This window comes from Rhodococcus sp. NPDC059179 (genome assembly GCF_042754885.1).
Classification (GTDB): Bacteria; Actinomycetota; Actinomycetes; order Mycobacteriales; family Mycobacteriaceae; genus Rhodococcus_G.
In genome coordinates, this window is record NZ_JBHZBV010000001.1 from 733,235 (window position 1) to 744,832 (window position 11,598).

The 11,598-nt window shown below is 70.3% G+C and carries 11 protein-coding genes; 3 read left to right on the top strand and 8 right to left on the bottom strand.

Annotated features, from left to right (window positions below; genetic code table 11):
- Positions 1-78: 78 nt before the first annotated feature.
- Positions 79-1,251 (bottom strand): S1C family serine protease, encoded by a 1,173-nt coding sequence (locus ACFXMV_RS03350; RefSeq protein ID WP_378502577.1) that lies wholly within the window; start codon positions 1,249-1,251, stop codon positions 79-81.
- A gap of 222 nt (positions 1,252-1,473) precedes the next feature.
- Here ACFXMV_RS03350 and ACFXMV_RS03355 point away from each other — a divergent pair, with 222 nt between their 5' ends.
- Entirely contained in the window at positions 1,474-2,724 is a 1,251-nt protein-coding gene (locus tag ACFXMV_RS03355) for an MCE family protein (protein ID WP_378501010.1), read from the top strand.
- Between the two features lie 111 nt (positions 2,725-2,835).
- Positions 2,836-3,372, top strand: a complete 537-nt coding sequence (locus ACFXMV_RS03360; RefSeq protein ID WP_378501008.1) for a hypothetical protein — start codon at positions 2,836-2,838, stop codon at positions 3,370-3,372.
- Between the two features lie 12 nt (positions 3,373-3,384).
- On the opposite strand, the gene ACFXMV_RS03365 is transcribed toward ACFXMV_RS03360, so the two are convergent.
- Genes ACFXMV_RS03365 through rfbA form a run of 4 tightly spaced genes read right to left on the bottom strand, consistent with a single transcriptional unit; the run spans position 3,385 to position 6,227 of the window.
- A complete protein-coding gene (locus tag ACFXMV_RS03365; RefSeq protein ID WP_378501007.1) occupies positions 3,385-4,215 on the bottom strand; it encodes a glycosyltransferase family 2 protein in 831 nt (276 codons plus the stop codon).
- Positions 4,212-4,694, bottom strand: coding sequence for a GtrA family protein (locus ACFXMV_RS03370; RefSeq protein ID WP_378501006.1), 483 nt, complete (start codon positions 4,692-4,694; stop codon positions 4,212-4,214). The genes ACFXMV_RS03365 and ACFXMV_RS03370 overlap by 4 nt, the downstream gene beginning before the upstream one ends.
- Positions 4,695-4,742: 48 nt before the next feature.
- Entirely contained in the window at positions 4,743-5,348 is a 606-nt protein-coding gene (locus ACFXMV_RS03375) for a dTDP-4-dehydrorhamnose 3,5-epimerase family protein (protein WP_378501005.1), read from the bottom strand.
- A 3-nt stretch (positions 5,349-5,351) separates the two neighbouring features.
- A complete protein-coding gene (gene rfbA, locus ACFXMV_RS03380; protein WP_378502576.1) occupies positions 5,352-6,227 on the bottom strand; it encodes a glucose-1-phosphate thymidylyltransferase RfbA in 876 nt (291 codons plus the stop codon).
- A 62-nt stretch (positions 6,228-6,289) separates the two neighbouring features.
- On the opposite strand from rfbA, the gene rfbB reads away from it, so the two are divergent.
- On the top strand, positions 6,290-7,312 hold the full coding sequence (gene rfbB, locus ACFXMV_RS03385) for a dTDP-glucose 4,6-dehydratase (protein ID WP_378502575.1): 1,023 nt from the start codon (positions 6,290-6,292) through the stop codon (positions 7,310-7,312).
- On the opposite strand, the gene ACFXMV_RS03390 is transcribed toward rfbB, so the two are convergent.
- From ACFXMV_RS03390 to ACFXMV_RS03400, 3 genes are read right to left on the bottom strand one after another with little or no spacing between them, the layout of a single operon-like run.
- Positions 7,313-8,245, bottom strand: a complete 933-nt coding sequence (locus ACFXMV_RS03390) for an NAD-dependent epimerase/dehydratase family protein (RefSeq protein WP_378501201.1) — start codon at positions 8,243-8,245, stop codon at positions 7,313-7,315. It abuts the gene before it with no gap.
- A gap of 1 nt (position 8,246) precedes the next feature.
- Positions 8,247-9,254, bottom strand: a complete 1,008-nt coding sequence (locus ACFXMV_RS03395) for a glycosyltransferase (protein WP_378501203.1) — start codon at positions 9,252-9,254, stop codon at positions 8,247-8,249.
- 53 nt (positions 9,255-9,307) lie between these two features.
- Positions 9,308-11,569, bottom strand: coding sequence for a hypothetical protein (locus ACFXMV_RS03400; protein WP_378501200.1), 2,262 nt, complete (start codon positions 11,567-11,569; stop codon positions 9,308-9,310).
- Positions 11,570-11,598: the final 29 nt, after the last annotated feature.

Genomic DNA, 11,598 nt, shown 5'->3' on the forward strand with positions numbered 1-11,598 from the left:
CCGGCGCCTGATCGGGCAGAGTTCCGCCCGCATTCCGGGCGGAACTCTGCCCGATCTGTGTTGCCCAGACAGCGTGGGTCAGCGCGGCGGCCCGGTCGTCAGCACCATCGCCGCGGTCCTGGGCCTGCCGGCCTCGTCGGTCCACCCGAGCTCGACGCGGTCGCCGGGATGCCGGGCGACCATGAGCGCGGTGAGCTCCGCGGCGCTCCGGATCGGCCTGCCGTCGAAGGTCGTGATCACGTCGCCGCGGACCAGCCCCGCCCCCTCGGCTGGCGTCCCGTAGCCGACCGCGACGACCCGGGCGCCGGGCACCGTGACCGAGTCGCTGACGCTGATGCCGAGCAGCGGCGTCGGCCCGATGTGCACGGTGTCGGAGCCGCGGCCCTCGCGGACCTGGTCCACGACGGTGATCGCCTCGTCGATCGGGACCGCGTACGACTTGATCTCCCGCGGCGGCGCCGGGGTCGGACCGTCGTCGTGCGAGACCGCGGTGCCCGCCGTGCTGACCCCGATGACGGCCCCGGTGTCGTCGACCAGCGGACCGCCGGAGTCGCCGGGCCGGATGTCGGCGTCGACCTCGATCAGCCCGGACAGCCTGTTGGTCGAGCCGTCGGCCGAATCGCGTGCGGTGACGGTCCGGTCGATGGCGGTGACGACGCCGCCCGCGGCCATCGGGACGCCGCCGCCATCCGCGTTGCCGATGGCGGTCACCGGGTCGCCCGTCCGCACCTCCGCGGACCGGCCGAGCGCGGGCGTGGGCAGGCCTGCGGCGCCCGCGAGCCGCAGCACCGCGAGGTCCCGGGTTCGGTCGTATCCGGCCACCTCGACGTCGTAGCTCGCGCCGTTGCCCTGGTTCACCGCGCGGATGTCGGTGGCGCCGTCGATGACGTGGTGGTTGGTCAGGACGAGGCCGTCCGGGGTCAGGACGATGCCGGTCCCCGCGGTGTCACGCCAGCCCACGCTCGAGATCAGGTGCACGGTCGTGGGGGCCACCCGCTGGTGGATCTGCTCGGGGGTGAGCGAGGCGGGCGGCGGTGGTGGTGCCGGCGGTGTAAATGGCTGCGGGGTACCGACTTCCGGGGCGACGACCCCCGATGGCGCGGGGGCGAGCAGCGGGGTCGGCGGCCCGGACGTCAGGCGTTGGCCTGCGAGCAGGCTGGCCGTGACGGCCGCGGCGACGGCCAGGATCGAGAGCGTGCGACGGGCACGGCGGCGCGGCGCGGTGGTCCGGTCGTGCTCGGTCCTGTTCATGTACACCCGGGATCCGGCGGTAGCTCTGAACGACGGTGGTGCGGCGGTTCAAGATTACGCGCGCGCCGTGCCGGGGGTCGGCCGATTGGTGCCACCCCGACCCCTCGCGAATGAGATGTACGTAACTCTGAGTTGCGGACACATTTGCCCGCCCGGTAGTTTCCTGCGCGAACTTGTTGGAGCAGTGCGGCCTCCGTCGTGCATCAGACGGAGGTGGGCGGCATGGTCATGTCCCGGTTGGAACGCTGGCAGGTGGTCGCGTTCGTGATCCTCGGGGTGGTCGGGCTGCTGTACGTCGGCGCGACCTACGTGCGGCTGGACAACCTGCTCGGCTTCGGTCAGCACACCGTGCAGGCGGACTTCGCCGAATCCGGCGGCATCTTCACCAACGCCGAGGTCAGCTATCGCGGGGTCCCGGTCGGGACGGTGGGGGACCTGCACCTGACCGCGGACGGCGTGCTCGTCGACCTGATGCTGGACACCGACGCACCCGCGGTCCCGGCGTCGGCGCGCGCGGTGGTGGCGAACCGGTCGGCGATCGGCGAGCAGTACGTGGACCTGCAGCCGACGAGCGACGGCGGCCCGTACCTGACCGACGGCTCCCGGATCGCGCGCGCGAACACCGCGATCCCGGTCCCCGTCGAGGAGGTGCTGGCGACCACCGACGCGCTCGTGCGCTCGGTTCCGTTGCGGTCGCTCACCACCGCCGTCACCGAGCTGGGCAGGGCGTTCGACGGCAAGGGCGACGACCTGCAGGTGCTCGTCGACTCGCTGAACTCGTTGTCGCGGGACGGGATCGAGAACCTGCCGCAGACCCTGACGCTGCTCCGCGACACCCGGACGGTGCTCGATACCCAGACCGAGCAATCCTCCGCGATCCGCCGGTTCAGCGGCGACCTGGACGCCCTCAGCGCGCAGATCCGGGCCAACGACCCCGACCTGCGCCGCCTCATCGACACCGGCACCGCGGCGGGCACGGAGGTCGGCTCGCTGGTCGGCGCGGCTGGCCCGACCCTGACCACGAACCTGAACAACCTGGCGCTGGTCTCCCGGTCGCTCGGTCCCCGCGCACTCGCCCTGAACACCCTGCTGACCTTCTTGCCCGCGCTCTCTGCCGGTTCGAGCTCCGTCGCGCCCGGCGACGGCACGATCCACCTGGGTCTGCTGGCGGAGACCAACAACCCGCCGCCGTGCACCCAGGGTTACGAGGGCACCCGCGAGATCGTCGAGAAGATGAAGCGGGAGAACCCCGACTTCGACGAGACCCGCGACGAGTTCCCGCTCAACACCGAGGCGAACTGCACCACCCCGTTGGGCAGCCCGACGGGTGTGCGGTCGGCGAACCGAATTGTCTACGGGGACCCGAGGATCCCGCAGCCGTGGGACGCGAAGCCGAAGCGCGCCCCCGAGTCGCTGAACCTGAACCCGATCGCAACGCAACTCGCGCCGCTGCTCGGGGTCGGGCCCAAATAGCGTGCCCCTCAGACGCGCCGAGAAGCGCCGATTCCGGTGGTTCCGCAGCGTCGCGGAGGTAGCGTCGCCCGCGTAGCACGATCATTCGTTGCGAGCCGGGAGGGGCACTCCATGGAGGTCACATCGAAGCGACGGCCGCGCCGGTTCGCGCGGGCGACGACGATTGCCCTCGCGTCTGCGTTCGTGACCGCCGGGTCGGCAGGCGTTGCCGTCGCATCGACCGCCCCGGCCACACCCCCCGCCGCCTCGCCGGGCCTCGCCGAGTTCGCGCAGTCGTTGTCCCGTCCCGCGGTCGGCAGCCTGAACACCGGGTTCGCCGGTCTCGGCAGCGTCGGGCTCACCTTCGACTCCGGCAGCGCGGGCTCGTCCAACAACGGCCCCAACAACACCGGCTCGCACAACACCGGGACCGGCAACACCGGCTCCTACAACGAGGGGCTCGCGAACACCGGCTCGGGCAACGAGGGGGTCGCGAACACCGGTTCGGGCAACGTCGGGATCGGCAACACCGGCTGGGGCAACGAGGGAAACCTGAACACCGGCTCGCTCAACACCGGCTCGGGGAACACCGGCATCCTCACCGAGGGCATCCTCATCACCGGGCTGGGATCGGTCGGCTTCGGGTCGCTGGGCATCAACTGGAACTGAGCCCCACCGCGGTCAGCCCATGCGCCGCTTGAGCACCATGTACACCGCGCGGCGCATGAACGAAGTGCCTAGCGCCTTGGCATTGCCGACCCGCACATCCATCGCGGACAGCAGCCCCGGCTCGGCCGCGCGCAACGATTCGTGGAACGCCGCCGCCTGGGAGGCCTGCTGGCGCGCCAGTCGCACGCTCCACTGACCGGCGTTGATGCGGAACGACGCCAGCGGACGGGGAATCGCGACGACGTCGCCGTGCAGGGCGACCCCGACATAGGTGGCCTCGTCGATCAGGTATGGGTTGGCGTCGTCCCACCAGCCGATCTTCTCGAGCACGCCCCGCCGCATCAGCACGCACCCCGGCTCGCCGAAGATGTTCGCCCCGGCGGTCACGGCCCGCCGCGCCGCGACCCGGCCGCTGACCGGTCCGGACAGTCCGGCCAGTCCGCGGGCGGCGAGCACGGTCTTGCCCGCCGCGTCGACCAGGGTGCGCTGCGAGGCGACCAGCACCGCCTCGGGATGTTCGTCGAAGGCGGCGACCTGCTCGGCGAGGCAGGTCGGGAAGATGGTGTCGTCGCCGCACACCAGCTTGAGCAGATCGCCGCTCGCGGCCTGGCTGACCCGGTCCCAGTTGGCCTTGGCGCCGCCACCGGCGGCGGTGTGCAGGATCGTGACGCGGGGGTCGTCGGCGTAGGGGGCGAGGGCGGCGAGCGTGCCGTCGGTCGACGCGTGGTCGGCGATGATCAGCTCGAAGTCCTCGAAGGTCTGCCCGAGGATCGAGTCGATGGTTTCGGCGATGTAGTCGGCGTTGTTGTACGCCGGAACAACGACGGAGACCCGAGGCGTCATGCGGTTTTCTTTCTACTGAAGGAGAAATCTCTGTAACCGAAGAAGCTGGCGGTCGCGGTGACCGCGGTGATCGCGATCTGCGCTGGGATCGGCGGGAACCCGAACACCGACACCGCCAGCGTCATCAGGGCCATGTTGATCGCGAACGCGCCGAAGTTGACCGCCACGAACCGCCACAGGTCGCGGAGCAGGTGCCCGCGGACCCGGAACACCAGGTAGCGGTACATCGCGAACGCGCACAGCACGTTGCACAGGTAGCCCGCGACGATCGCGAAGTGGTAACCCAGCTGGTCACCGACGGCGAGCTGCCAGACGATGAACCAGGCCGTGCCGAGCGCCGTGTTGAACCCACCGACCAGCAGGAAGGCCAGCCCCTGGTTCTTGACCAGCCGCATCAGCGGTCCGGCACCGCCCGACATACCCGCGGGCGGGGTCGCCTCGGCGGTGCCCCTCGGATCCTGGGGACCTCGGTCGGTCAACTGGTGGTCCTTCATCGCTGGTGGTGCTGCCCGCTTGCCCGGTGCACCCTACCCGAGCGGTTGTGCACCGGCACCGAACCGCGGTAGCAGCCCGGACTCGAGCGCGGCCGTGAGCGAGGGCGCGGCCGCGTCCTTGTCGGAGAGCCGCAACTCGAACTCGGTGCCGTCCCGGCCGGCGGTAGGCCAGTCGATGCCGACCTCGGGATCGAGCGGGTCGATGCCGTGCTCGCGACCCGGCGCGTACCCGGTCGAGCACAGGTAGACGACGGTGGAGTCGTCCTCGAGCGAGAGGAACGCGTGGCCCAGACCCTCGCTCAGGAACACCGCGCGGCGGTCGACATCGTCGAGCAGGACCGCGTCCCACACCCCGAAGGTCGGCGACCCGACCCGCAGGTCCACCGCGACGTCGAGGACCGCGCCGCGGACGCAGGTCACGTACTTCGCCTGACCGGGCGGCACGTCCGCGAAGTGAACGCCCCGCAGCACGCCTGCCGCGGAGACCGAGCAGTTGGCCTGCTGCAGGTCGAGGGTGCGGCCGGTGGCCTCGGTGAACGTCGGGTCCCGGAACCACTCCAGGAACACGCCGCGGTCGTCACCGAACTGCTGGGGGGTGAACTCCCAGGCGCCGGGCACTTTCAGTTCGCGAAACTGCATTCCTCACCATTCCTTGCCGCGGTCGAGCAGACCGAGCAGATAGTTGCCGTAACCGGACTTGACCAGGGACTCGGCCCGCACCCGGAGCTCGTCGTCGGTGATGAAGCCCCGCCGCCAGGCCACCTCCTCCGGCGCGCCGATCTTCAGGCCCTGCCGCTCCTCGATGGTGCGCACGTAGTTCGAGGCGTCGAGCAGCGAGTCGAAGGTGCCGGTGTCCAGCCAGGCGGTGCCGCGCGGCAACACCTCGACCTGCAGCCGCCCCGCCTCGAGGTAGGCGCGGTTGACGTCGGTGATCTCGTACTCGCCGCGCGCCGAGGGCTTCAGGTCGCGAGCGATCGACACCACGTCGTTGTCGTAGAAGTACAGCCCCGGCACCGCGTAGTTGGAGCGCGGCCGCTGGGGCTTCTCCTCCAGCGAGATCGCGCGACCGTCGCCGTCGAACTCGATCACGCCGTACGCGGTCGGGTCGGCGACCCAGTACGCGAACACCGCGCCGCCCTCGATCTGCTCGAACCGCGTCAGCCGGGTACCGAGACCGGGTCCGTAGAAGATGTTGTCGCCGAGTACCAGCGCGGCGGAGTTCGACCCGATGTGCTCGGCGCCGAGCACGAACGCCTGCGCGAGCCCGTTGGGCTCGGCCTGCACCTGGTAGGTCAGCGAGACGCCGAAGCGGGATCCGTCCCCGAGCAACCGCTGGAACTGTGCGGCGTCCTCCGGCGTGGTGATCACCAGGATGTCGCGGATGCCTGCCAGCATCAGCGTCGACAGCGGGTAGTAGATCATCGGCTTGTCGAACACGGGCACCAACTGCTTGCTGACCCCGAGCGTGATCGGATGCAACCGCGACCCTGTTCCACCGGCCAGAATGATTCCGCGCATAGCGGGCAGTGTTCCAGTGTTCGGTTCCCTGGCAAACTCCGGCCACCGGTATCGTGCGGATCGTGAAGCTACTCGTGACCGGCGGTGCTGGATTCATCGGCGCCAACTTTGTCCAGCAGACCGTCGACGAGCGGCCCGATGTGGAGGTGACCGTCCTCGACGCGCTGACCTACGCGGGCAACGTCGAATCGCTGGCGCCGGTCCGGGACCGGATCGAGTTCGTGCAGGGCGACATTGCCGACGCCGACCTGGTCGACCGGCTGATCGCCGGGACGGACCTCGTCGTCCACTTCGCGGCGGAGTCGCACAACGACAACTCGCTCAACGATCCGTCCCCGTTCGTGCGGACCAACGTGATCGGCACCTTCACTCTGCTGGAGGCCATTCGCAAGCACGGCGTGCGCTACCACCACATCTCGACCGACGAGGTGTACGGCGACCTGGAACTCGACGACCCGGCGCGGTTCACCGAGGCCACCCCGTACAACCCGTCGAGCCCGTACTCCTCGACGAAGGCGTCGAGCGACCTGCTGGTGCGCGCCTGGGCGCGCTCGTTCGGCATCTCCGCGACCATCTCGAACTGCTCGAACAACTACGGGCCGTACCAGCACGTGGAGAAGTTCATCCCGCGGCAGATCACCAACGTCCTCGACGGTGTCCGGCCGAAGCTCTACGGTCAGGGCCTCAACGTCCGGGACTGGATTCACGTCGACGACCACAACCGCGCCGTGTGGACGATCATCGAGCGCGGCACGCCGGGGGAGACCTACCTGATCGGCGCCGACGGCGAGGTCGACAACCGCACCGTCGTGCGGACCATCCTGGAGTTGCTCGGCAAGGATCCGGACGACTACGACGCGGTCACCGACCGGCCGGGCCACGACATGCGGTATGCCATCGACGCCACCCGGCTGCGCACCGAACTCGGCTGGCAGCCGCGTTACCGGGACTTCCGCTCCGGCCTGGCCGCGACCGTCGACTGGTACCGCGACAACGAGCAGTGGTGGCGTCCGCAGAAGGGAGCCACCGAACAGGCCTACGCGGCGGCGGGCGAGACGGTGCTGGGAACCCCGGGACCCGCGTAGCTACCGGCCGAGGGAGCGCCGGGTCGCTTCCAGGGTGGCGGCGATCCCGGCGGGCAGCGTCCGGTACGACCGATGATCGAGTTCCGGCCAGACGGTCGAGCGCAATCGCAGGTCCCCGGACTGGACGCTCGCGAGCGGCGACGCCGCGAGCACGACGGTCGGTTTGCGACGGAACACGGTTCGGCAGGCGCCGAGCAGCGCGCCGATGGTGGTGCTCTGGCCCGAGGCGAAGATCTTGGTGACCTGCCGGCCGGGGCGCGACTGCGCGAGGTCGAGGGCGTCGGCGACCATCGCGGCGGCGTCGGTCACGTAGAGGTAGTCGCGCATCGTGTCCATCGGCACGTAGATCGAGATCGGCGCCGACATCAGGTAGCCGCGGCACAGGTGAGAGATCAATCCCTGGGGTTTCGCCAGGTTCTGACCGGGTCCGTACAGGTTCGCGAACCGGCCGACCACCACGGACGCCCCCGTGGCGGCGCCGAATCGGTGCATCAGCTGCTCGGCCGTCAGCTTCGCCCTGCCGTAATCGCCGAGTGGTACCGGGGCGGTGTCCTCGGTGTATGGCGCCCCGGTGGACCCGGCGTACACGCCGCCTGCCGACGAGGCGTGCACGATCACACCGGGGTGCACGCTGCCGCGCGTGATCGCGGCGATCTCGTCGAGAACGTCGGACACGACCGCGTTCTCCGCCGCGAACTCGGCGGCGGTGGTGCCATTCACGCCGATGCCCGCGCACCAGACGAGCCGCCACGGCCCTCCGTTCGTCGAGTCGATCACCCGACGGGCGTCCGCGAACAGCACCCGCCTCGCGCCGTCGCCGTCGTGCCACGGGACGCGGCTCGTCTCGACTCGCAGGCCCCGCCGCCCGAGTTCGCGGGTGACGGCGCCGCCGAGCAGCCCGCCGCCGCCCACGACCCAGGTCGGGGTGGTCACGTCAGTCGCCCGCTGCGTCGGCTCGGCACTCGTGCGGGACAGGCGCGGTGCGGCCGAGTGGGCCGGCGGCCGGGTCCCCGACGATCAGGTAGGGCGGCTTGCCCATCGCGGTCTTGACCGCGACGCCGACGTACTCGGCGATCACCCCGAGCGAGAACAGGATCGCGCCCATGCCGAATAGCAGGATCACCATCGTCGAGGCCCAGCCGCGGACCTCGCTGCCGACATCGCTGAACAGGTAGGACGCCAGGACGTACAGCATCAGCGCGAGTCCAAGTGCGGCGAAGAGCACCCCGATGAAGCTGACCATGCGCAGGCCTTTGGTGCCGCTGGAGAGCACCATCCGCCAGAAGTGGGAGAGCAGGCTGCGCAGGTGGTAGCCCGAGCGGCGGCCGTGTTCCTCGCGCAGCGCCACCGGGCTGGTGGTCACCTCGCCCGCGATCCAGCCGAGCGCGACGTCCAGGTAGGCCTCGGAACCCGCGTAGGCGGCCACCGACCGGCCGACCTCGCCGAGCACCAGGCGGAAGCTCTGGAAGCTGCGGGTGTTGTCGCCGGAGAGGGCGTGCGCGATGAGCCACTTCGAGCCGCGGGAGGCGGCGTTGCGCAGCATCCCGTGCGGGGCGGGGTTGGTCGGATTCGCGTAGACGACGGTGGCCTGCTCGTCGAGGGCGGTGTCGAGCATCCCGCCGATCGCGACCGGGTCGTGCTGGCCGTCCTCGTCCATGGTGACGATCCACTCGCCGCCGCTCGACGCCATGCCCGCCAGCGTCGCGGGGTGCTGGCCGAAGTTCCGGCTCAGCCAGATCGGCCTGACGAAGTCGTGTTCGGCAGCGAGGGAGCGGATGACCTCGGCCGACGCGTCGGGGCCGTGATCGAAGACGAGCAGGACCTCCTCGACGAGCATCGGCCTACCCGCCGGGGTGAATCGGGTCGTCGTCCACGGCAGGATCTCGTCGACCAGGGCGCGCAGCGTCTGGGCGCCCTGGTACACCGGCACCACGACGGAGATACGGTGCGGCGCCGCCGTGGGTCGGGCGTCATCGGAGGTCACAGGCTGGGAGTTTATACACCCTGCCCGGGGGCGCCGTCCCCGGAAGCGGTCGCCGCCTCGTCCGCGTACGGCCGGCCCACCCCGCGCCGCGCAGCCCGACGGTCGCGGTAGTAGAGGCCGGTCAGCGCGACGATCAGCACCAGGCCGACCCCCGCCGCAGCGAAGCCGAGCCGCTGCCCAGGCGGTCGGAACGTGACGACCAGCTCGGCGTCGTCGGTGCCCCGCGGCAGATCGACCATCAGGAACATGTCGCCGAGACCCTTCGTCTGCAGGGGCGCGCCGTCCAGGGTGGCCGTGTATCCCGGCCAGGCCAGCCGGGCGAAGACCACGCTGCCGCCGTCGGGTGCGGTGACCCGGAGCCGCTCCGAGTTGACCGCGGCCGACTCGGGCACGACCTCGGTGCCGACCGCCGCGCTCACCCGACCCGCCTGGCCGGACACGGGGCCGTCGACCCGCTCGAGGGCGTGCACTTGGCCCGCGGCTGGTTCCGGGACGCTTACCCAGGTCCAGCCGGGCGGGGGCGGGTTGTCCGCGGCGTCCGGATACTGCTTGTCCTGCAGCACGATCCGGTCGATGAGCATCAGGTCGGCGAAGGTCCGGCCGGTGTAGGGGTCGACAGTGAGCACGTTCTCCAGCGCGTCGGGGCAGGTCGAGCCGTCGAAGCCCATGCACAGCATGCCGGAGAACCAGCGGTGCCCGACCGGTGTGTATGCGTTGACGTAGGTCAGGTCCAGGTCCTTGGCGTAGTTGCCGTACACCTGCGACTGCCAGGGCAGCTCCGAGGTCTCCGCGTCGATCCGGATCAGGCTCCGGTCGCCGAGCTGCAGGGTGGTGCCCTCCCAGTCAGGGAACCCGGCCTTAGCCTCGGACTGCGACGTCGGCAGGTACCACTTGTTCAGCGCCTGCGGATAGTTGGAGACCTGGTACACCAGGATCGGCAGGATCGTGGCGATCAGCAGCGCCGCGACGCCGCGATCGCCGAACCGGCGGGCGAGGTACAGGGCTAGGCCACCGAAAACGGCGATCAGCGCGCCCCACATGACGTGGCGTCCGAAGTATTGGGGTCCCGACGAGCTCGCGCGCAGCACCAGCACCAGGATCAGGAGCCCGGCCGCAACTAACCGCGGCCGCACGGGTCGCGTGGTGCCGTACCGGCTGAGCAGCGTCGCCAGCAGGACCAGGGAGATCACCGCCACGAACGGCAGCAGACGGGCCGGCCAGCGGATCTGCCCGATGTCGCTCGGACCGGCGGTGAACAGCAGGATGAAGCCGAGCAGCAGCAGCGGCGCGGAGAACTCGCGGAGCGCCGGCTGCGCCTTCCGCCACGCGATGAACGCGAGGGCGGGAATCGCGAACCAGGCGATGTAGGTGATCGGCGCGGTGGTTGTCTCCCCGGTCCACGACTCGATGCTCGACACCGACGACGGGATGCTCGCGGTGAACGTCTCCGACCAGGGTGCGGTGAGGAAGTTGTCGTTGAGCGCGCCCTCCTCGCCGGTGCGCCAGGTCACCGAGGACGACAGCATCCCGGGCAGGAACGTGACGGCCCCGCAGGCCGCCGCGGCGACGCCGACCCCTCCGAGTAGCAGGGAGGGCCACCAGCGCCGCTGGTACAGGTATTCGCCGATCATCAGGCATCCGATCAGCACGCCTGCCATCAGCGCGGAATGCGCGTAGCCGACGCTGATCGCGAGATAGAGGAAGGCGAACAGGGGGAGCGGGCCGGACCTGCCGCGTGCGTATCGGACCCCGCTGGCCCAGGCCTGCACCACCCACGCCATGCCGATCAGCGAAGTGACCCACGACGGGTCCTCGAAGTAGAGGGTGAAACCCCCGAACGGGACTGCGGCGCCCGCGACCGCGGCCCAGGCCGGGCGGGCACCGTATTCCATCGCCACCCGGTAGACGCCCCAGCCGAGAACGATCGAGAACCCGAGCTTGACCGCCGTCGCGAGCAACGCGAGGTCGTCCACCGACGGGGCCGCATAGTTGATCGCCATCTGGACCGGGTTCCACAGGCCGCCCTGACCCTCCACCGGGTAGTTGCCCGCCATCCACTGGTCGAGTACCAGGGTCGGGAACCACTGACCGTCCCGCATCAGATGACCCAGCTGGATCCAGTTGCCGACGGCGCCCGATTCGGTGTCGTCGACGTAGAAGTAGCGGGGGTCCACGCGCAGGACGATGAGGAATCCGAGGCAGATGACGCCTGCGACCACGGCCCCCCATGCCCATCGGGTGCGCCGGGTGGATGCGGGCGGTTCGAGTGTCACGAGGAGCTCCAGGTAGCGGTCGGGTGCCC

Bases quoted from the DNA above. Each gene is read 5' to 3' on its own strand.
- ACFXMV_RS03360 (WP_378501008.1), top strand. From the start codon at position 2,836: ATGGAGGTCACATCGAAGCGACGGCCGCGCCGGTTCGCGCGGGCGACG.
- rfbA (WP_378502576.1), bottom strand. From the start codon at position 6,227: ATGCGCGGAATCATTCTGGCCGGTGGAACAGGGTCGCGGTTGCATCCG.
- ACFXMV_RS03375 (WP_378501005.1), bottom strand. From the start codon at position 5,348: ATGCAGTTTCGCGAACTGAAAGTGCCCGGCGCCTGGGAGTTCACCCCC.
- ACFXMV_RS03350 (WP_378502577.1), bottom strand. From the start codon at position 1,251: ATGAACAGGACCGAGCACGACCGGACCACCGCGCCGCGCCGCCGTGCC.
- ACFXMV_RS03355 (WP_378501010.1), top strand. From the start codon at position 1,474: ATGGTCATGTCCCGGTTGGAACGCTGGCAGGTGGTCGCGTTCGTGATC.
- ACFXMV_RS03365 (WP_378501007.1), bottom strand. From the start codon at position 4,215: ATGACGCCTCGGGTCTCCGTCGTTGTTCCGGCGTACAACAACGCCGAC.